General features: G+C 60.3%; 15 protein-coding genes and 3 pseudogenes. 16 read left to right on the forward strand and 2 right to left on the reverse strand.

The window, feature by feature from the left end; genetic code table 11:
- Nucleotides 1–42: 42 nt before the first annotated feature.
- Nucleotides 43–963: a LysR family transcriptional regulator gene (locus ACZZ0D_RS13900; protein ID WP_053119153.1), complete on the forward strand. Its 921-nt coding sequence runs from the start codon at nt 43–45 to the stop codon at nt 961–963.
- 269 nt (nt 964–1,232) lie between these two features.
- On the opposite strand, the gene ACZZ0D_RS13905 is transcribed toward ACZZ0D_RS13900, so the two are convergent.
- Nucleotides 1,233–2,168 (reverse strand): LysR family transcriptional regulator, encoded by a 936-nt coding sequence (locus ACZZ0D_RS13905; protein WP_463553561.1) that lies wholly within the window; start codon nt 2,166–2,168, stop codon nt 1,233–1,235.
- 71 nt (nt 2,169–2,239) lie between these two features.
- Between ACZZ0D_RS13905 and ACZZ0D_RS13910 the strand changes: the two genes are divergently transcribed.
- Nucleotides 2,240–3,268: a helix-turn-helix domain-containing protein gene (locus ACZZ0D_RS13910; RefSeq protein ID WP_463553562.1), complete on the forward strand. Its 1,029-nt coding sequence runs from the start codon at nt 2,240–2,242 to the stop codon at nt 3,266–3,268.
- Nucleotides 3,269–3,373: 105 nt separating this feature from the next.
- Here ACZZ0D_RS13910 and ACZZ0D_RS13915 read toward each other — a convergent pair whose 3' ends face one another.
- Nucleotides 3,374–5,071: a sulfatase-like hydrolase/transferase gene (locus ACZZ0D_RS13915; protein WP_463553563.1), complete on the reverse strand. Its 1,698-nt coding sequence runs from the start codon at nt 5,069–5,071 to the stop codon at nt 3,374–3,376.
- 390 nt (nt 5,072–5,461) lie between these two features.
- On the opposite strand from ACZZ0D_RS13915, the pseudogene ACZZ0D_RS13920 reads away from it, so the two are divergent.
- The 14 genes and pseudogenes from ACZZ0D_RS13920 to ACZZ0D_RS13985 all read left to right on the forward strand — a co-directional run.
- Nucleotides 5,462–6,799: pseudogene (locus ACZZ0D_RS13920) on the forward strand (UDP-glucose dehydrogenase family protein); the annotation flags it as partial.
- A gap of 12 nt (nt 6,800–6,811) precedes the next feature.
- Nucleotides 6,812–7,849 carry an NAD-dependent epimerase gene (locus ACZZ0D_RS13925; RefSeq protein ID WP_463554808.1) on the forward strand — a complete coding sequence of 346 codons (1,038 nt, stop codon included), beginning with the start codon at nt 6,812–6,814 and terminating at the stop codon, nt 7,847–7,849.
- 18 nt (nt 7,850–7,867) lie between these two features.
- Complete coding sequence (locus ACZZ0D_RS13930) at nt 7,868–8,614, forward strand: sugar transferase (protein WP_463553564.1); 747 nt, start codon at nt 7,868–7,870, stop codon at nt 8,612–8,614.
- A complete protein-coding gene (locus tag ACZZ0D_RS13935) occupies nt 8,614–9,261 on the forward strand; it encodes a CpsD/CapB family tyrosine-protein kinase (RefSeq protein WP_008084477.1) in 648 nt (215 codons plus the stop codon). The genes ACZZ0D_RS13930 and ACZZ0D_RS13935 overlap by 1 nt, the downstream gene beginning before the upstream one ends.
- Nucleotides 9,262–9,282: 21 nt before the next feature.
- The gene (locus ACZZ0D_RS13940) at nt 9,283–10,308 is read left to right on the forward strand and encodes a polysaccharide biosynthesis/export family protein (protein ID WP_053119138.1); all 1,026 of its coding nucleotides are present in this window, start codon (nt 9,283–9,285) and stop codon (nt 10,306–10,308) included.
- Between the two features lie 16 nt (nt 10,309–10,324).
- The gene (locus ACZZ0D_RS13945) at nt 10,325–11,917 is read left to right on the forward strand and encodes a GumC family protein (RefSeq protein WP_053119136.1); all 1,593 of its coding nucleotides are present in this window, start codon (nt 10,325–10,327) and stop codon (nt 11,915–11,917) included.
- On the forward strand, nt 11,914–13,005 hold the full coding sequence (locus ACZZ0D_RS13950) for a glycosyltransferase family 4 protein (protein WP_463553565.1): 1,092 nt from the start codon (nt 11,914–11,916) through the stop codon (nt 13,003–13,005). Before ACZZ0D_RS13945 ends, ACZZ0D_RS13950 begins: the two co-directional genes overlap by 4 nt.
- Nucleotides 13,002–14,371 (forward strand): annotated as a pseudogene (locus tag ACZZ0D_RS13955) (O-antigen ligase family protein). Before ACZZ0D_RS13950 ends, ACZZ0D_RS13955 begins: the two are co-directional and overlap by 4 nt.
- Complete coding sequence (locus ACZZ0D_RS13960) at nt 14,368–15,336, forward strand: glycosyltransferase (RefSeq protein WP_463553566.1); 969 nt, start codon at nt 14,368–14,370, stop codon at nt 15,334–15,336. The pseudogene ACZZ0D_RS13955 and the gene ACZZ0D_RS13960 overlap by 4 nt, the downstream one beginning before the upstream one ends.
- Nucleotides 15,329–16,465, forward strand: coding sequence for a glycosyltransferase (locus ACZZ0D_RS13965; protein ID WP_463553567.1), 1,137 nt, complete (start codon nt 15,329–15,331; stop codon nt 16,463–16,465). Before ACZZ0D_RS13960 ends, ACZZ0D_RS13965 begins: the two co-directional genes overlap by 8 nt.
- 13 nt (nt 16,466–16,478) lie before the next feature.
- Nucleotides 16,479–17,481: pseudogene (locus ACZZ0D_RS13970) on the forward strand (polysaccharide deacetylase family protein).
- Nucleotides 17,478–18,785 (forward strand): lipopolysaccharide biosynthesis protein, encoded by a 1,308-nt coding sequence (locus ACZZ0D_RS13975; RefSeq protein ID WP_053119195.1) that lies wholly within the window; start codon nt 17,478–17,480, stop codon nt 18,783–18,785. The pseudogene ACZZ0D_RS13970 and the gene ACZZ0D_RS13975 overlap by 4 nt, the downstream one beginning before the upstream one ends.
- Entirely contained in the window at nt 18,782–20,704 is a 1,923-nt protein-coding gene (locus ACZZ0D_RS13980) for a hypothetical protein (RefSeq protein WP_463553568.1), read from the forward strand. The genes ACZZ0D_RS13975 and ACZZ0D_RS13980 overlap by 4 nt, the downstream gene beginning before the upstream one ends.
- A 224-nt stretch (nt 20,705–20,928) precedes the next feature.
- Nucleotides 20,929–21,618, forward strand: a complete 690-nt coding sequence (locus ACZZ0D_RS13985) for a GNAT family N-acetyltransferase (protein ID WP_053119122.1) — start codon at nt 20,929–20,931, stop codon at nt 21,616–21,618.
- Nucleotide 21,619 lies beyond the last annotated feature (1 nt).

Below are 21,619 nucleotides of genomic sequence, written 5' to 3' on the forward strand. Positions count from 1 at the left end.
TCCAATGCATTAAAAGTATCCGCAGAATGCAGGAGACGCATGATGGATTTACGCCAGCTTCGCCACCTCGTGGCCCTCGCCGACTACCGCAATTTTGGCCGCGCGGCGGAAGCGATCAACCTCAGCCAACCGGCGTTCAGCCGTAGCATTCAGACGCTGGAACGTGACCTCGATTGCGAACTGGTCGAGCGCAGCAGCCGCGAGTTTCGCCTCACTGGCCAGGGAGAACTGGTGTTGCAGCATGCGCGGCGTTTGCTTGCCGGCAGTCAAGCGTTGCACAACGAATTGACCCAGTACAACGGCCTCACCGGCGGCGAACTGCAATTCGGTTGCGGGCCGTACCCGGCGCAGGTGCTGGTGCCGGAAGCGCTGGCGGAATTCATTCAGGCGCACCCGGCGATTCGCACGCGTTTTCATCAGGGTGACTGGCAGCAATTGTCGCTGTGGTTGCGTGAGCAGCAGATCGAATTTCTGGTGGCGGATGCGCGCTATTTCGTCGGCGATCCGCAGTATCACGTGCAATTGCTGCGCACGCGACCGGGACGCTTTTTCTGTCGGGCCGGGCATCCGCTGGCCGGGCAGAAGGGTTTGAAGTTGCGCGCGCTGCTGGATTATCCGGTGGTGGGCACGCGGATTCCGCCGATGATTCGCAAGATCCTCGCGGATATTTTGGGTGAACCGGATTTCAATCCGAGCGTGGAATGCGCGCAGTTTGATGCGATTCAACGGGTGGTGTTGCGTTCTGATGCGATTGGTCTGGCGACGCTGGAAGCGTTGCGGGAGCAGGTCGATCAAGGGCTGATTCATTTGCTCGATTTCACTGACGTGCCGCGCAACGACCCGGCGCTGCAACTCGGTTACGGCATCGTCAGCCGCGTCGGCTACTCCATGACCCCGGCGGCGCGGGCGATGGTTGACGCGATCCTCAGCGTCGACCAACGCCTGCTCGCGGCCAACCACTAATCCACCGTCGATCTCCTGCTCGTCGCACCTGTAGGAGCTGCCGAAGGCTGCGATCTTTTGATCTGTTTTTCAAGATCAAGATCAAAAGATCGCAGCCTTCGGCAGCTCCTACAGGTGATCGCATTCAGGCAGGAGAATGTGGGAGCGAGCCCGCTCGCGAAGAGGCCGGCACATTCAACCTCGCGGTGCCTGAGATACCGCTTTCGCGAGCAGGCTCGCTCCCACAGGTTGATCGCATTCTTGCATTAAGAAAACTGGAGGCTGGCTCACTACCGCGAGCCCGCACGCTCCCACAAGTGCTGGGTTTTCGCGGGGATTTGCTGGGTCTCGCCGAGGGCATTGAACAAACAATGCATGGCCTCTTCGCGACTGCGCTCGAAGCGGTATCGCGCTTCGATGTACAGCGCCAGTTTCAGCTCCACCGCATCCTCCAGCGGCAGCGGCGCTTGCTGCAAACCCAATGCGCTGGCGACTCGACTTGGCAAACTCAAGCCAAACGGTTGACGATCAGCAATCAGCTTCGCCGACAGGGTACTTTGTGTGGTCACCGCGATCGTACGGCGCAGTCCTTTAAGCCCCAGTTGCAAATCCACCGGACTCAACCCGTCCCTTCGGCTCGACACCTGAATCTGCGGCTGCTGCAAATATGCCTGCAAGGTACGCGGCGGCTCTTTCAACGCCGCACCGTAAGCAAACACATAGTGATCCGCCGCCAACGTACGTTTATGCAAACCACTCAACCCGGCCAACGGCTGATCAATGTCGATGAGAATATCCAGCTTGCCACTGGCCAGTTCCTGCAACGCATCACGCCGGCGCGGCTGGAAATAGCGCACTTGCCAATCGGCATGCGGCGCTTCAAGCAGCGCATCCAGCAGCACCGGTTGCAGGCAATCCAGGCAACTGATGCGCAGCAACGGATTGTTCTGCCGCGCCGCCGGGATCATCCGCAAACCATCACGCAACGACTCCAGCGCCGCACGTACATAGTCCGCCAGCCGATGCGCGACCAGCGTCGGCGTCACGCCCAAGCGACTCTTGATAAACAGCGGATCGCCGCACAATTCACGCAGGCGCCGCAGCGCATTGCTCATCGCCGGTTGCGACAGGCTCATCACATCGGCGGCGCGGGTGACGCTGCGCTGTTGGTAGATCGCGTCGAAGGCGAGCAACAGGTTGAGGTCGAGCTGGCGTAAATCAAGCATGGTCTTGCTCCGGCAAATCGCTTAACGTCGGCCAGCCTAACCAGTGTCCCGAATCAAGCGGTGAGCCCTACATGACAAAAATCAATCAGCCGCCCGCCAACGCCTTTTACGCGCCGACCCTGCTGCCGGCCATCGAAGAACTGCTTGCGCGCGGCATCCCGCAGGACGCCATCGAAGCGCAGTTTCATCGCAACCTGTTCGATTTGCGCACACCGTTCATGCGCATTCCGCTGGTGCTGTCGCGGCGCTTCTGGGCGTTCGCACTGGAGCAGACCGGCGACCCGCTGATCGGTCTGGCGGCGGGACGGCGCTTTGTCTCGACGGCCACCAATGGCCTGACCTATCTGTTCGATGTCGCGGTGTCGCTGGAAAGTGCCTGCGCTTATTTCGTGCGGTTCTTCCCTTTCTTCAACGGCCATTTCCATGCGCAGATCGTGCGTGAGGATGACCGCGTGGAATTGCGTCTGGTCGAAACCGGCAGCCTGCGCGCGGCGGCGCCGATTGCCGATTACATTCTGGTCAGCCTGTGCAGCATGTTGCGGCGCAAATTGCTCGCCAGCGGTTTGGGGCGTGATCCTGTTGTCGGCGTGTCGCTGCTTTCGGCGACTAGCGAGGAACATGAGCGCGCCTTTCGGGCGCCGGTGCTGGGTGAGCATGCTTATCTGGCGATTCGGCTGGATCCACAGCTGTTTGTCGCGGCGCTGACGCCGGGCAATCAGGGGCTGGAACACACGCTGGTGGAGTTGCTGGAGCAAACGCGGCGTAACAGCGAATCGACGTTGCTGGAGCAGCTCAGCGATTACCTGATCGAGGATCTCGCAGCGGCGGACTGGAAGCAGTTTTGTGCGGCGCAGCATTTGATCGAACGCACAGCGGCGCGACGCTTGAAGGCGTTGGGCTGGAGTTTTTCCGAATTGCTGGATGAGTATCGGCGCTATCGGGCTGAGGATTTATTGCAGGCCGGAGAGCTGGAGTTGGTCGAGGTGTCGGATCGGTTGGGGTATAGCGATGTGCAGAGTTTCAACCGTGCGTGTTTGAGATGGCTGGGGTGTGCGCCGGGGGTTTATCGGGCTCGGTACCACACTCAATATTTGCAGTGACAGCCACACCGTCTTCGCGAGCAAGCCCGCTCCCACATTTTGCAATGCGATCAACCTGTGGGAGCGGGCTTGCTCGCGAAAGGGCCCGCCCATCCAACCCAAAACTCACTGCCCCGCCGCCACACTCGCCGGCGCCTGTGTCGGTGTAACAATGCTCCCCAAATCAATATGCTTCCACTCCGGCTTCGCCCCTAACCGCGCATTAAACCGGTAGTTAAACGTAAACTCATCGCCCGTCGCCACGCTCAGCGGTTTGCCATACACCGCCTCAACCCCTGCCAGGTCATACCCCATCAACTGCAACAGCGTCGGGAAAATGTTGTAGTGGCTGGAGCGATCCTTGTTCACCGCCAACTGCGCCGACCAATCCAGCGTCTTCAGATCGCGACCCTGAATCACCACCAACGGCACCAAGCCCTCCTCCTCCACCGGATCGCCACCGCAATGGGTGTTGAGCCCGGGATTACCGCGTTCATGCAAATCCTGGCCATGATCAGACGTATAAATCAGCAACGCATTGTTCAGATTGGCCTGCGCAAACACCCGCGCAAAAAACTCGCCGACGTTCCACAGCACGGTGTTCTTGTAGGCATTGCGGTACAGCACCCAATCATCGGGCTGGCCATTAAAACCGGTGCGCTCACCAGTGTCCGCCACCTCGGTGAACTGACCGCGCGGCAACGTCGGGCGGTACGCCATGAATGCATCGGGGTATTTGTCGTGCACCGGAAAATGCGCGCCGACCTTGTTGATCACCACCAACTCCGCTTTGTCGTCGTTGAGCAGCTCGATCAGCTTCGCCGCTGCCGCCATGTCGCGGTCGCGCACGCTGGTCTTGTCGAATTGCACAAATTCGTCGATGTCCTTTTTCTCGGTGTCGGTCATCAGGTTCTGCAGATTGCCGCTGGTGCGCTGGGCATCGATGTACACCGTGCGCAGCCCGGCCTTTTTCGCGTACTGCCAGATCGACGGCAGCGTGCTATTGATGCGCATGTAATCGGCGCGGGTGCCGCCGTAGCGCAGGGTGACGTTGGTGTCGGCGCTGCAATTGGCGATGGAGGCGGCATAGCCGTAATTGAAAATGTCGACGCCAGCGTGCGCCTGCTTGAGATTGCTGTGCACGCCGAACGGCGCGTTGATGTCCAGATAATTGCCGGAGATGCTTTCGTCGATGATCAGCACGATGTCATGCCCGACCGGTTGCGAGGCGCGCGCCAGCGTCACTGGTTCACGCGGGCCGACGGTGTTGTGCAGCGCCTCATAGGCAAACAGGTTCAGATAGGCCAGCGGCGTGTACATGATCGGCAAGCCACGGGCGCCCTCGCCCGCGCGTAAAAACAGCACGGCGCTGAGCAGCAAAACCCCACCAATCGGCGCGGCCACGCGCAAGGCGTTCGGCACCACCAGCGCATGCCGAGGTTTGAGGCCGATGCCGAACAGTAACAACAGCCCACTGAGCACCCCGCGCAGGATCGCATCGCGGTACTGATACGCCGCTTCCTGAATAAAGCCGCCGGAATACACCAGCGAGACGAAGCTGCTGTAGTTCAGGTAATCCGCGGTAACGCGGGTATACACATCAAAAAATACCGCCGAGGCAAACATTGCCAATGCGAATAGATGTCGTATGAGTGTCTGGCGTATATAGGCCGTTAGATATAACGCTAAAGTAAGCGCCAAAAACATCGCGCCAAAAAGAAGTACAGAAAAACCGAGGCCGATAGCATTTAACCGCTCAATGTAATATTCGCAATAAAGCAGCAGATAAATAATTAAAAGCAGTTCTTTAAGGTATCGAAACATGGCTTTTCCGGACGCGCGAAACGGCAAAGGGTCAAGGTTTTGTCGGTCAAAAACTGACACTAGCACCCGGCCATCAAAGCGCAAGAAATGGCTGACTTTTCCCTAAAGCGTCAAAAAAACGTTGACTCAAATCTGACACACTCCAGTTGCTGCAAGCCTCTAATTTCGCGGCCTGCGACCGTTTATCGCATTAATGGAATTGTGAAAAAAGCGTCAAGAACGGGACAAATCCAGCAATAGCAAGCACTTGATGGCCATTCGCCCCCAAAAATGGGCCTGTTATACAGGTGCAACATGTCATTTTGCTGACACGCCTTTCTCACCCTGCGCTATACCCCTTTTGACAGTCTCATTTCGAACTCTTTCCACCGTCTTACGAGGCACGCCAATATGGACGTGAGCGTATTTGGTACGGGCTATGTTGGCCTGATACAAGCAGCAGCACTTGCCGATGTTGGACACCGCGTTTTATGCGTGGATATTGATCCGAATAAAATCAAGCAACTGCAACAAGCAGTTCCTCCGATTAGTGAACCGGGTTTGTCCAGCACCCTGGAAGAAAACATTAAAGCCGGGCGCTTATTGTTCAGTACTCAGGCCAGTGATGCGGTGGAGCACGCCGAGCTGATTTTCATCGCTGTGGGCACGCCGGCCGATGAGGATGGCTCTGCTGACCTGAGCCACGTGCTCAATGTCGCTCGCCAGATCGCCTCGCACATGGAGGCCGATCGTACGCTGATCATCAAATCGACGGTGCCGGTCGGCACGGCGGATCAGGTGCTCGCCGCAGCCAACAGTGAACTGCTGCGTCGCGGCAAATCCGAGCTGAACGTACGCGTGGTCTCTAACCCTGAGTTCCTCAAGGAAGGCAGCGCACTCGCCGACTGCATGCGCCCTGACCGGATCATCGTCGGTACCCGCGACGAAGCGGCCCGCGAGCAGATGAGCGAGTTGTACGCGCCGTTCTGCCGCAACCACGAAAAATTGATGTTCATGGACAACCGCAGCGCTGAGCTGACCAAGTACGCCGCCAACGCGATGCTCGCCACGCGTATCAGCTTCATGAACGAACTGGCCAACCTCACCGAACTGCTCGGCGCCGATATCGAAGCCGTGCGCAAAGGCATCGGCTCTGATCCGCGCATCGGTTACCACTTTATCTATCCGGGCTGCGGCTTCGGTGGTTCGTGCTTTCCCAAGGATCTGCGCGCCCTGCTGCACACCGCCGAACACAACGGCATGCCGCTGAAATTGCTGCGCAGCGTCACCGACGTCAACGACCTGCAGCGGCACATCCTGTTCAGCAAACTCAAAGCACAGTTCCCGCAAGGTCTGGCCGGCAAGTCCATCGCGATCTGGGGTTTGGCGTTCAAACCGAATACCGATGACATGCGCGAAGCCCCGAGCCGTTATCTGATGGATGCACTGTGGGCCGAAGGCGCCAGCGTGCAGGCCTACGACCCGGAAGCCATGTCCGAGTGCCGGCGCCTCTACGGCTACCGCAACGATCTGCACCTGTGCGCCACCCGCGACGACACGCTGGAAGACGCCGACGCGCTGGTGATCTGCACCGAGTGGAAAAACTTCCGCGTGGTCGATTTCGAATTGCTCGCCGAAAAGCTGCGCTCGAAAGTCATCGTCGATGGCCGCAACCTCTACAACCCGGAACACGTCGCCGCCGCCGGCCTGCATTACAGCGGCATCGGCCTGCGCCATATCGCGCCCGAAGCGACCACGGCCATGAAGATTCTGGTCACCGGTGCGGCCGGTTTCATTGGCGCTCATTGCGTGTTGCGGCTGATGCGCGACGGCCACTCGGTGGTCGGCCTGGATAATTTCAACAGCTACTACGACCCGCAACTCAAGCACGACCGCGTGGAATGGGTGCGTGAGCAGGTCGGCGATTTCCAGCTCGCGACGGTTGACCTGGCCGATCCCGCGGCCGTCGACGCGCTGTTTGCTCACGAACGCCCGCAAGTGGTGATTCACCTCGCGGCGCAGGCCGGGGTGCGTTACTCGCTGGAAAATCCACGAGCGTATCTGGACAGCAACCTCAATGGTTTCCTCAACATTCTGGAGAGCTGCCGGCATCACCCGGTCGAGCACTTGATCTACGCCTCGTCGAGTTCGGTGTACGGCGCCAACCAGCACACGCCCTATTCGGTGAAGGACGGCGTCAATCATCCGCTGTCGCTGTACGCCGCCACCAAAAAAGCCAATGAGTTGATGGCGCACAGTTACAGCCACCTGTTTGGCATTCCTTGCACCGGCCTGCGCTTTTTCACCGTGTACGGCCCTTGGGGCCGGCCAGACATGTCGCCAATCCAGTTCGCCCGGGCAATCAGCGAAGGCGAGCCGCTGAAGCTGTTCAATTACGGCGAGCATCAACGCGACTTCACCTACATCGACGACATCATCGAAAGCATTGCCCGCCTCACCGATCGCCCACCACAAGCGCAACCGCAGTGGGATCGCGAGCAGCCCGACCCGGCCAGCAGCATGGCGCCGTGGCGGTTGTTCAACATCGGCGGGCAGCATCCGGTCGAGCTGAAAACCTATCTGGCGCTGATGGAAAAACACCTCGGCCAGAACGCCATTGTCGAGCTGCTGCCGCTGCAACCGGGCGACGTGCTCAACACCTGTGCCGACGCCAGCGATCTGGCCCAGGCCACCGGGTTCCAGCCACGCATAGAGCTGGACGAAGGACTTGGACGCTTCATCGCATGGTTTCGCGACTACTACCCGACTGCCTATCGCCCACGCGCCGCTCGCGGCTGAACATCAGCGGAGGACTTTATGACTGGACATGAAAAAGGTGTACCGATCCAACAACTGCAGCGTGATAAACGCATGGATCCGGAACAACGAATGCGCCTCGATGCAGCGATTCACCGTCAGGGCCGTGGCTGGTTCACCGGCCGTGACGGCGGTCGCCCATGGCAACTGTCGCGCACCAACCGCGTGGTCGCTTGCCTCGGTGCGCTGATGATTCTGCTGCTGATTTCGCCGCTGCTGCTCGGGCTCGCGCTGGCCATCAAGTACTCCAGCAAAGGCCCGGTGATGTTCGTGCAGAAACGCACCGGTTATCGCGGCCGCAAGTTCGGCATGTACAAATTCCGCACCATGGTCGCCAACGCCGAAGAATTGAAAGAGTCGCTGCGCCACCTGAACAAGCACGGTGCCGACGCCATCGACTTCAAGATTGATCAGGATCCACGCATCACCGGTATCGGCGGTTTTCTGCGGCGCACCAGCCTCGATGAACTGCCCAACCTGATCAATGTAGTGACCGGCGACATGCGCCTGGTCGGCCCGCGTCCGACCTCGTTCAACGCCTATCGCTACAAGGACAGTCACCTCGCCCGTCTGGCGATATATCCCGGAATGACCGGCCTCTGGCAGATCTCCGGGCGCAGCAACATCGACTTCGACCAGCGCGTTGAGTTGAACCTCAGCTACATCGCCGAGCAGAGCCTTTTGCTTGATCTGAAGATTCTGTTGAAAACCCCCTTCAAAGTATTCAGCGGCCACGGAGCAAGCTAATGGACGGTTCAACCAACAAAAGCCTGAGCATTGCCAACCCCAGCGAATCGAACCTGACCTCGACCGTGCTGGATCTTGATCTGCGGATCCTGTTCCTGACCGCCGCCAACCCCGGCGCCGGCACCACCACCAGTGCGTTGGCGCTGGCCAGCCAGTTGGCGCAAATGAGCAGCGGCCAGGTGCTGCTGGTCGACGCCAGCCAGTCGGCGAGCAACCTCACCCAGCAACTGAACCTTAGCAAGGAACGCGGCCTGCGCGACTTGCTGTTCAACCCGGACAACCCGCCGCTGTTGCAGGACTGCGTGGTGCAGGTCTCAAGCCTGCCGTTCCATGTACTGCCGAATGGCCGGCCGATCCGCACCATGGAGCACCTGACCGCCGAGCGTCTAAGCCCGTTGCTTGATCAACTGGGCAGCCAGTATCGCTTCGTCGTGATCGACGGCGACGCGGTGTATTCCGCCGCCGACACCCTGGTGATCAGCACTCAGGTCGATGGCGTGGTGTTCGTGGTGCGCGCTGAAGACACCCGCTGGGAAGTCGCTCAGGCCGCCGTGCAACGCCTGACGCAGGCTGGCGCGAAAGTGGTCGGCAGCGTGTTCAACCGGCGCAAGTACTACATGCCCAAATGGCTTTACAAAAACCTGTAAGCAACCGCGAAGGATGACGCCATGAACGCCAAAATGCTTGTCCTGCTGTTGCTGCCGCTCGCAGGTTGCTCCAGCAATTCTGAAACGCAAAACATGCCGGTGAATATCCTCACCGCCGCGCCGGCCAACGCCCAAGCGACGGATATGCCGAAGATCGAGCAAACCCTGCGCCCGCAGGATGTGCTCGACGTGATCTTCCATATCAGCACCAGCGGCTCGGACGCTTACCGCGTGCAGTCGGGTGACCAGATCGGCCTGAACTTCACGGCCGCCAGCCAGCTTAACGGCAATCAACTGGTGCTGCCGGATGGCAGCATCGAACTGCCGGGCGCAAACACCTCGGTAAAAATCGCCGGGCTGACCAGTGATCAGGCTCGCGAAGAAATCCAGCGTGCCTATCAGCGCAAACAGCTGTTCCAGCCCAACCGCAATCAGTTGACCGTGCAGATCATCAGCCCGCTGACCAACGAGCAAAACCTGAAAAGCGCGCTGAATCACCCGGCCACCGGCATGAGCCGCGAGATTACCGTCGGCACTGACGGCTACGCGAGTTTCCCGGAAATCGGCGCTGTGCCGCTGCAAGGCATGACCGTCAATCAACTGGAAACCTTCCTCAACAAGAAGTACGCGCAACTGCCGGGCCGGATGACCGTGGACGTGCTGCTGAAGTCCACCGCCGGCAACGAAATCTATGTGCTCGGCGAAGTCGGCCAACCGGGTTCCTACCCGATCCGCCGGCCGGTCTCGGTGCTTGAAGCGCTGACCCTGGCCCGTGGCACCAACGTCAAGGCACGCCTTGATTCGGTGGTGATCATGCGCCGCAACGGCAATCAGGTGCAGGCCGTGCGCTACGACGTCGAGAAAGCCTTGTCGGGCGAGGCGCCACAAATCGCCTACCTGCAACCGGACGACATGCTCTACGTGCCGAAAACCAAACTGGCCAGCGCCGGCGAACTTGCCCGACAACTGGCCGACGTGGTGCTGTTCCAGGGCGTCGGGTTCAGCTTCGGCTACCGCGTCGACAACAAAGACAGTGACAGCAACTAACTCTCAGGTGACCGACATGAATCCAAAGGAAAACTACCTGCACGAGTTCTTCAGGATCTTTTTCGCCAACAAGCAACTGGTGAAACGGGTCTTCCTGATCTTTGCAGTGATCGCCCTGCTCCTGCCGCTGTTGCTCAAACAGAGCTTCGATATCACCGCGCAGGTGATCGTGCAGTCGAAAAAACTCTCTCAGGGTGACGCCACCACGTCACTCACCGTGGACAACGCCACGTTCATTCCACCGTCGCTGGCGGACATGGAAACCGAGAGCAATATCCTCCGTTCGCCGGCGCTGATCCGTCAGACCATCAGCGAACTGCGCGACAAGGGCGAATACACGCCTTCGCCGGGCATGTTCAGCAAACTGGTGGCCGATCCGTTCAAGCGCTACGTCAGTTCGCCGCTGCGCCAGTACGTGATCAACCCGGTGCGCAACATGCTCGGGCTGGAGACCGATCCGGTGCGTGACACCGCGCTCGACGCCCTGACCCAGCAAGCCATCGACAGCCTGAAAATCGAGACGCTGCCCGGCTCCAACGTGATCTCGATCATCTACAGCTTCCCCGATCCGCACCAGGGCACAACGTTTGTCGCCGCCCTCTTGCAGAACTATCTGGTCAGCCGTCAGGCCCTGCAATCGATCGACTTGCCGCAGTCGTTCTATGAGTCGAAAAAGCAGCTCTACCAAGTGCGTCTCGATGGCCTGGAAGGTAACCGTCAGGCCTTGCTGGAAAGCGTCGGCGCGTCGGATCCGAAGGAAGAAATCACCTTCCGCCTCAACGCGATCAACACCGAAGAGCAGGCGCTCAACCTGTATCAGGATCGCCTGCTGCAGAGCCAGCGCTGGCTCGAATACCTGAAAACCGCACTGGCGGCCGCGAGCACTAACAAGCTCAACGACTACACCTTCCCCTACACCTTCACCACCACCGTCGACAACGTGGCGTTCGAGGATCGGGAGATCAAACAGATGGGCGAGCAACTGACCACTCAGGTCAGCCGCTACATGAATGATCTGGCGGTGTTCCAGCCTGGCAGCGAGCCGATGCTGCTGACCCGCGAGCAAATCGCCCGCACCCGTAGCCAGTTCCTCAAAGTGGTGAGCAACCGCATTCAGGAACGCACCAACGATCTGGCGGTGGTCAAGCAGGTGATCGATCAGAAAACCGCGCGCATCGCCCAGTTCAAGAACCGCATCCACGAGTTGCAGCAGACTCAGAGCAAACTGCGGCAGATGGACACCGAGATCGATGCGCTGCACGCCGCGTTCTCGACCTACGCCCAGCGGTTCGCCGAAAGCAGCACCACCCGTTCGCTCAGCGACGACCTGTCCAACGCGCGGGTGCTCAGCCCGCCGTTCGAACCGACCGAAGCGGCGTTCCCGAAACCGGGCCTGATCATTCCGTTCGGCATGCTCACCGGGTTGCTGTTGGCGATTGCCTTCGTCTACGTGCGTGAGTTCTTCGATCACCGCTTCAAACACCCGGCGCAAATCAGCCACGAGCTGGGCATTCCGGTGCTGTTGGTGATCAACGACCAAAACGTGCTGCCGAGCAATCCGCACAAGAACTGGACCGTACCAAGCTTCCTGCACTGGGTGCGCAATTGAGCAGCGCATCCGCCCAGAATGCCGCGCTGCCGATCATTCATTTGCTCAGCAGCGGCGGTTTCTATGGGGCCGAGCGCATGTTGCTGGATCATTGTCTGGCGACGCCGGGGCAGCATCAGGTGCTGTTCCTCGACGCGCCAGCAGAACTGATCGCGCGTTTTCGCGAGGCCGGGGTGGACTGTCGCGGTTGTGCCGGACTAGCGGAATTGCTGCAGCACTTGCGTCAGCGTCGCGCTGAAAAACCGCTGATCAATACGCACAATTTCAAAGGGCTGTTGTTCGGTTGGGTTGGCGCAACGCTGTTGCGCCTGCCGTTGGTCATCACTCAACACGGTTTCACGCCGCGCAGCCGCAAGCAGAAGTTTTACACCTGGCTCAGCCTGCAACTGTGCCGCACCGCGTCGGTGGATCGAGTCGTCTGTGTGGCGGAAAGCATTGCCACGCTGCACCGTGAGGCCAGCGTGCGCGCGGATAAATTGCAGGTCATTCCCAACGGTTTGCCGGCGGCTGCGGCCATGATTCCCGATGCCGATCGGCAACGCTGGCTGACCGGTTACGTTGGCCGTCTGAGCAGTGAGAAAGGCCCTGATCTGTTTCTCGACGCGCTGATTCCGCTGTGTCATCAACATCCGCAACTGGATGCGGTGATGCTCGGCGACGGCCCGGAACGCGAGGCGTTGCAGGCGCGGATCGACAACGCCGGGTTGCAGCAACGCATTCGTTTGCCGGGTTATCAGACGGCGATGCAACCGTGGTGGCAGCAACTCGATGCGCTGGTGATCAGCTCGCGCACCGAGGGCACCCCGATGATTTTGCTCGAAGCCATGCAGGCCGGGGTGCCGGTGGTGGCGTTCGGTGTCGGCGGGATTCCCGATGTACTGGAACACCGGCACAACGGTTTACTCGCGACACCGGCCGATTGCGCCGACCTCAGCCGTCAGCTCGACACCTTGCTGAGCGAGCCGAAACTGGCCCGGCAACTGCGCGATAACGCAAAACGCACGCAACAGGATCGCTACGACCTCAAGGCCCTGGCCGAACGCTGGTCGCAGCTGTACATCCGCACGGCACGGGAGGCACGCGCATGATTTTCCCGCTCTCGATCGTCAGTTTGCTCGGTCTGGTCTGCATCGCTTTGCTGGCCAGCCCTTATCCGTTTCTGGCGCCGGGAGTGGTGCTCGGCCTGGTCGGTTTTGCGGTGCTGTACCGCAAGCCGACCTGGGGCCTGCTCGGTATCGCTGCACTGGTGCCGTTCGAGGGTTTCTTCAAGGACAGTTCGTTTTCCGGGAGTAAATTGCTCGGTGCCGGGCTGGCGGTGATTTTGATGCTGCAACTGGCTCTGCATCAAATTCCTTCGGAGCGCCTGCGCAGCAATATCTGGCGCTACCTGATCTGGTTCATGGTTCTGTACTTTTTGAGCATGCTCAACACCGATGATCTGGGCATGTCACTAGGGCATCTGCGTGAACTCAGCGTCGGCCTGATTCTGTTTGTCATTACCCTGTTGATCGGTCGCGACCTTAATCTCGACCTGTTCGCCCGCCTCGTCACCCTCGCCGTCAGCACCACCTGCGCGATGGCGATGTTCTCGGCCAAATTCCAGGATCAGGGCCGCGCGGCGGGCCTGCTCGAAGACCCCAACGCTTTCGCCATGCTGATTGCCTTCGCGGTGCCGATGGGTTTGCTGCTGGTGATACGTAGCCCGAACCTGCTGCACCGGTTGTTCTGGGGCGGTTGCTGCCTGCTGTTGCTGGGCGGCATGACCAAAACCGAATCGCGCTCCGGGCTGGTGGTGTTGGCGCTGAGCTTGTTGATCGGCTGCTGGCATTACCGTTCGCAACTGACGCGGATTCGTCCACGGCATCTGGGTTTTGCCATGCTCGGTGCGGCCATCGTGCTGCCGCTGGCGATCTACGCGATGCCGGCCGGTTACATGGCGCGCATCCAGTCCTTGAGTATTCTCAGCGCCGGTTCCAAGGCGCAGGACGAATCCCTCGGCCGCCGCGCTTCATACATCGTCGTTGGCAGCCAGATGATCCGCGAGAACCCGCTGCTCGGCTCCGGCCCGGCACCTTCCCGCTGCATTACGCGACCACCGGTTACGCCAAGGCGTTTTCCGCCAACCGCAAAATCGGCGATTTGTACCGCCGCGCGCACAACACTTATCTGGAGATTTTCAGTGAACTCGGGGTGCCTGCCGGGCTGTTGTTTGTCGGCATGCTTGCCCTCGGTCTGTACAACCTGATTCGCGCGCGGGCGGCGTGGATGCTGCGCCGCGATGCGTATCAGGCGGATCTGATGACCCACCTCGGCGTGAGTTTTCTGTCGCTGACGCTGTTCCTGATGTTCCTCAGCGCGCCGAACCAGAAATACGTGTGGATCATGCTCGCGCTGACCAGTGTCCTGCGTCTGAAAGCCGAGCAAGCGCCGCTGACCACGGAGGCCAGAGCATGAGCCGAATCAGCATCGTCATTCCGATGTTCAACGAGGCGCGACACATCGGCCGCACCTTGCTCGCCGCGCAAAAAGCCGCGTTCGCCGCCAATATCGAATGCGAACTGATCGTGGTCGATAACGGCTCGACCGATGACGGCCCGCATATCGCTCGCCAGTTCGGTGCGCAAGTGCTGGAGCTGCCGGGGTTGTTGATCGGTGCACTGCGCAACCGTGGCACGGCCATCGCCAGCGGTGAGTGGCTGGCGTTTATCGATGCCGATATTGAAATGCCTGAAGACTGGCTGAAGCCGCTGTTCGAACTGGAGGCCAGCGGTCAGGCCGACGTCTTCGCACTGGATCTGCACACCCCCGCCGAAGCGCCGTGGTACGCCACCGCGTGGCAACGGCGCACCTTGCGCGTGTCGTCGCAAACTTCGCACGTCGTTGACTGGCTGCCCAGCGCCAACTTGCTGATGCTTCGGCGCTGGTTCGACAAGGTCGGCGGTTTCAACGAAACCCTGCGCACCGGCGAGGACAAGGAATTCACGTTGCGCCTGCACGAACAGGGCGCCCGGTTGCTGTCGATCAACAACAGCGTCGCCCTGCACTGGGGTTACGAGATGAAATGGCGCGAGTGGATGGGCAAGGAATTGTGGCGTCAGGGCAGTCATCTGCAACTGCTGCGCACCCACGGTTTCAGCCTGCGGCTGCTGCGCTTTCCAATGTTGTCGCTGTTGGTGTGGTTGCTGGATTTTCTGGCGATTTCGGCGCTGTTCAATGGCTTCCCGCATCACGCCGCGATCATGGTGGCGATCACCAGTCTGCCGGGGTTGGTGCTCAGCCTGCGCCAGAGCGCCAAACACCACGATATCGGCCTGACCCTGCAATTGTGGGGCCTGCACTGGGTGCGTCTGCACCTGGCCGGCGCCGCGTTTATTTTGAGTCTGTGTCATTGGAACGCCAGGAGGCCTGCCCGTGGCTGAATTCATTTTCTGGATGTGCCTGTTGCTACCGGTCTACGCCTACGTCGGCTACCCGCTGCTGTTGACGCTGGTCGCGCCGCTGTTTCCGGCCTGGCGGCACACCCCGGCGCCGCCGCTGAATGTCAGCATCGTGATTGCCGCACACAACGAGGCGCGGCATATCGAGCACAAGTTGCGCACGTTGCTGGCGCAGGATTATCAGCCAGCCACTTTGCAAATCATTCTGGCCAGCGACGGTTCAACCGATGACACCGTGGCTTGCGCGCACAAAGTCGTTGACCCGCGCATCACCGTCCTCGACCTGCCGCGTCAGGGCAAAGCGGCGACGCTGAATGCCGGCGTAGCGCTGAGCACTGGCGACATTCTGGTGTTCACCGACGCTGACAACCAATGGTCACGGGAAACCCTCGGTTATCTGCTCGCGCCGCTGAGTGATCCGCAGGTCGGTGGTTGCGCCGGACACATGGTCATCCCGGTCACCGGCGGCGGCTTGAGCGTCGGCGACAGTCTCTATCGGCATTACGAAGGCTGGTTGCGCCGGGTCGAGAACCGCACCGGTTGCATGGTCTCCGCCGACGGCGCCCTGCTCGCCCTGCGCCGCGAGTTGTTCCAGAACGTGCCGGCCGAGGTTAACGACGATTTCTTTATCAGCACCTGCGCACCGGTCGCGCACAAACGCATCGTCTATGTGCCGGAAGCGCAAGTGATCGACCACGGTGTCGATGAAGCAGACAAACAATTCCGGCGCCGTCAGCGCGTCACCGTCGGCGGTTTGCAAAGCCTCGCGCAACGTCGTGAGCTGCTCAATCCGCTGAAATATGGCCTGTATTCGATTGCGCTGATTAGCCACAAACTGATCCGCCGACTGGCGCCGATCCTGTTGCTGCCGCTGCTGCTGAGTAATTTCTGGCTGTGGAACGAGCACGGTTTCTACCGCCTCGCCCTGATCGCGCAACTGGTCGGTTACGCCATCGCGATTGCCGGGCTGCTGGATTCGCAACACCGTTTGCCAAAACCCTTCCGCCTCGCTGCGTTTCTGCTGGTCACCCTCGCCGGGATGAGTCTCGGCCTGTGGCAGTTCCTGCGCGGTCAGCGGTATGCCCAGTGGAATCCCGAACAGAACCGTTAAAAGGACTGAAGCCATGGCGATCAAACAACTGCTAAAACGCACCAGTGGCTGGCTCTATCTCAACTCGTCGATGGGCCGCAACCAGTTGCACGGCGCCGGGGTGATTCTGATGCTGCACCGGGTGCTGGCCAACGACCGCGCGGCCAACCTGCCGCACCGCAATGAACTGTGCGTAGGGCCCAAGGCGTTCGAGCATTTGCTGGTGTGGCTGCGCAAGCATTTCGATTGCGTGCCGCTGATGGAAATTCTTCAGCCCAATTCGCTGCGCACCGAGCGCCCGCGCGTCGCGCTGACCTTCGACGATGGCTGGCGCGACAACGCGGTCAACGCCTTCCCGCTGCTACAAAAACACCAGGTTACCGGCGAGCATTTTCCTCTCCACCGATTTCATTGGCAGCCGCCAGCGTTTCTGGTGGGAAAGCCTCGGCGAAACCCTGTGGGGCAGCCACGGCGAAAAGGCGCGGATGCATTTGATCGAGTGCCTGCAAATGATGCATCACCCCTTGCCGGTGATGCTCGATGACATCGATGTCGACCGCCGCAGCCTAGCGTTGCTGCACTACCTGCAAGGATTGAAATCGCTTGACCCGCGAGAGCTGGAAAAACTCACCGACGAATGCCCAACGGAATCGCAACCGCAAGCGCTGGACTGGCATCAAGTCCGCGCGCTGGAAGCTTCGGGACTGGTGCGTTTCGGCCCGCACGGCGCCAGTCACGCCATCCTCACCGGCCTTGATGATCAGCGCCTGAACGAAGAAATCAGCCGCAGCCGCGATGCTTTGTACAACGGCTGTAACCGGCCACTGCCGGTGTATTGCTACCCCAACGGCGACAACGATGAACGCGTGCGCGAGCAGATCGCCAATCACGATTATCCGTTCGCGCTCGGCACCGGCACCGGCATTTATCGCGGCGAAGGCGAGCCGTTGAACCTGCCGCGTTTCGGCGTCAGTCAGCGCACCGCGCGCAATCCGGAATTGTTGTCGTGGCGGATTTTTCGCGGGGCGCGGCCATGAGCCGAGGCACCTACCTCAAACATCTGGCGCTGAGCATGGGCACCAAACTGGCGATGATCGCCCTGCGTTTGCTGCGCAATGTGCTGCTGGCGCGGATTCTCGGGCCAAGTGAGCGCGGCTTGTTTGCGCTGCTCAGCACCCTGCCCGACTTGATCAGCGCCGCCACCAGTGGCGGGCTCAATTCGGCGGTGGGTTTTCAGGCTGCCAAGCAGCGGCCGATGGGTTTGTTGCTGAGTCAGGTGTTGGTGTTTGGCTGTTTGCTGGCGGCGCTGCTGACCTTGCTGGTGGTGGCGCTGGTACGGGAATTCGGCAGTGAACTGGATGTGACGATGCAGCTCGGTTTGCTCGCCTGGCTGTTGCTGCTGGCGGTGCCGCTCACCGTGTTGAAAAGCGGTTTGCTGACGTTGCACAACGCCTCGGGTGGCGTGGTCGCGTTCAATGCCTTGCGTCTGGTCGAATCGCTGGCGCCGCTGCTGCTGTTTCTCGCGCTGTTCTGGATGTGGAAAAGCGCCGCCCTCGAAGCCGCGCTGATCAGTTGGCTGGCCGGGATCAGTCTGGTGGTGCTGGCCGGTTGGGTCTGGCTCAAACGCGCACAGCCGTTACAGCTGCAATGGGATCGCGCCAGCCAGAAAGAACTGCTGCGCTACAGCGCGCGCAGTCATCCGGATCTGCTGTTCCAGCAGGTGATATTGCGCTCGGATTATCTGTTTATCGGCGCCCTGCTCGGCAGCACCGCCCTCGGTCATTACGCAATGGCCAGCGCCGCCGCCGAACTGCTGCTGATCGTCCCGGAAGCGGTAACCACGCCGCTGATGAAACGCCTGCTGCAACAAGACGAAGGCATGGACAAGGTCACGCCGCTGGCCCTGCGCCTGACCGCGACGGTGATGCTCGGCGCCTGCCTGACCATGGCGGTGATTGGCGAATGGCTGATCGTCACGCTGTTTGGTGCGGTGTATCAACCGGCCTATCCGGCGCTGCTGGCGTTGCTGCCGGGGCTGTTGGGCCTGTGCTACGCAAGCATTTTGCGCCTGGACTTGCTCGGTAAAAATCGCCCCGGCACGGTGTCGATGCTGATGGGTTTGGGCGCGCTGCTGAACCTGGCGCTGAACCTGGTGATGATTCCGGCGTACGGCATCGTCGGCGCGGCGGCGGCGTCGTCGATTGCTTATCTGGCGGTGACGGTGGCGATGCTGGTGCTTTATTGCCGCTTGAGCGGCGTGCCGTTCTGGCAAACCCTGATCATCCTGCCGCGCGACGTCACACCGATGTGGCTGATGCTGCAACGGCGGAAAACCGCATGAAAGGCCTGGCCCTGCTGCTCGGTCTCGGCCTGTCGCTGGACGCCTTTGCGGCGTCGATGCGCTGGGGCGAGATTCGCGACGGCAGCCTGTATTTGCAAGCGGATCGTCCGGACACGGTAACCGTACGCTGGACACCGGCGTGGCAGGCTGAGGCCAATGAAGAACATGTGTATTTGCTCGATGGCCAAGGCAAGTTGCAGGGTGATCGGTTCATCAAGGCCAGTGAAACCCGTGGCAGTCAGAGCTGGCCGCTGCTGCCCGGCGCGGCGAGTTATCGACTGGAAATTCCCGGCTACAGCTTCCGCAATTATCGCGTCGAACATGACGAGCGCACCGTCGCATTGTTCGCCCCGGCGAAAGTGCATTTCAGCGCTGATACCCATAACGGCGACGAGTTGTATTTCAAAGTCGCGCCAGGCGAGCACGCGGTGCTGGCCGGCAAGTTTCATGGCGGCGTCAGCGGTTTGCAGGCGCAGCGCGTTGGCGATGATCAACCACTGACACTGGCGCTGAAACCTTATCGCGCTTATTGGCAGTTCGATCAGGTCGCCCTACCCGTCAGCGAGCGCGAACAGGTCTGGCGCCTGCGTTTGCAGGGCAGCGGCAAAGCAGCGTTCTGGCTGGATGGCACGGCCAACCTGTTTGCGCAGAATCCGCAGCAACTGAAGCCGCTGCGCGAAGAAGCCGGGCACACCCGTTTGACCCTGCACGACAAAGTCCTCGGGCGCACGCCCGATCTGGGCATCGCCCTGCCCTACGTGATGCCGCCGCCGGCCAGCCACGCCGTGCTGGACGCGCTGAAACCGACCGCTGCGAGTTACTACAGTTTTGTCGATGTGACGGCGAAGAACCCGCATTTCGAAGACGCGTTCCGAAAGGTGTATCAGGATCGTTTCGGCATCAAACAAGACATCACCTTGCTCGCTGGCAGTCAGCGACAGGCGGATCTGCGCGCCGATGTGCAGAGCAACAGCGGCCTCGATGCGTGGCTGGCCAGCACCCGAGCGCTGGGCGGCAAAGGCACGCATTACATTGGTTTTGCCGATGAGCCGAATCTCAACTATTCGAGCTACGCGCAGTATCAGGCGATTTTCGCCAGCATGGCTCGGCAGGTGCGCAGCGATCCGGCGAATGCCAAGGCTGGTGTGCGCATTGCCATGCCGGCCAGTTCGCGACTGGTCAACGGGCCGTTCGCCGACAACGCGGCGGATAAACGCGGGATCGATTGGGCGCGGCGTTTGCTTAGCGAATCAGGTGATCAGGTCGATGCGCTGGCGTGGCACGAATGGATGATTCGCGACCTGCTCGCCACGCGCGTTTATCGCGACAGCGTGCGCCGCGCCGCCGACCTGGTTGGCCTCGACAGCAAAGGTCAGCCGCGCAAGGCCTTGCTGCTCGATCAGACCAATATGTCCAGCGGCTCCAGCCTCAGCCCCTACGATCAGGAAACCCACTACGCTTCGCTGTGGTGGGCGTCGGTGGTGATCAACGCTTCACAGGACGGCTTGTTGAGCATGCTCAACTGGTTCCAGGCTGCCGATGAGCCGCAATATCCCAAGGGCATGTTGCGGGTTTCGGCGGATGAACAACGTTTCGAGTTGAAACCGGTCGGCCTGGCGCAACAGTTTATCGCCCAGCATTGGCTGCATCAGGTGTTGTGGCTGGAGAACGATTCCTTTGAAGTCGATGTGCTGGCGATGGCCGGCGACGATCAGCGCGGCTTGCTCGGCGTCAACAAAGGCACGCGTGTGCAGCGCATGGAACTGAGCGGCGCCAAGTGCCCGCTGCACAACGGCGCCTTGCGCTACTTCGGCACCGACAACCGCAGCCGCGACGCACCGTTCACCTGCCGCGATGGACGCGTCAGCTTTGATCTGCCAGGCCAGACCCTGTTTGCACTGAGCTGGATCGCGTCATGAAGCCAATTCCGAACATTCATGAGAAAGGCCAGGCGAACTTTAACCCCGATGTGATTGAGCTTTTGTGGCGAGGGGATTTATCCCCGTTCGGCTGCGCAGCAGTCGTCGCTTCTTATCCTGTTAAAGCGGGGCCGCTTCGCAGCCCAACGGGAATAAATCCCCTCGCCACAGGCGTTCTCTCAACAATTAGGGTCGCTGCGCCGAAAGGTTCAGGAGCACACACCATGGGCATCGTCAGCAAACTCAGCGAGCACATCAAACAAAAAGGCCTGCGCGCCACTTTGGCGAAAGCCTGGAAACACTACGTTTTTTCCCATCAGGAACTGCTGTGGATGGAGCGTGATCTGGTCAGCCCGGTGCCGCCGCACAACCTCAAACCCTACCCGCCATTGCAGGTAGTGAAGATCACGCCAGACAACGCCAGCGCCTTCGCCCGTAACTTTGGTGACCGTGTCGGCACCATGGCCGAACTGGCCAACGAGGGCCACACCGGGCACATGCACCTCGACGATCAAGGCGCTGCCGTGGCGTTTATCTGGGGCAGTTCGCGGGACTATTTTGACCGGCATTACTACGGCTGTCTGTTCCCGGTGAAACCCGGCGAGTTCTTCGAGTTTGGCGGCGAGTTGACCCGCAAGTATTGGGGCACCGAGCTGTCGGTAGATCTGCAACTGGAGCTGTGGAAAGCCATGGCTGCACAGGGTTGCGACAAGGTCGTCGACGTCTGCGAATTTCATAATATCCCGGCGCTCAAGCTGCACCTGCGCATGGGCTATACCGAACAGGGACGGATCATGAATGTTTACACCTTGTTCAGTCGCTGGCGCTTCTACCGCGAAACCCGCTACAGCGGCTCGCGTCTGGACGCACTGCGCAAACCGTCCCGTCCACCCGTAACAGCAACGGCGGCCTGAG

It is taken from the genome of Pseudomonas sp. AC193, from assembly GCF_979258075.1.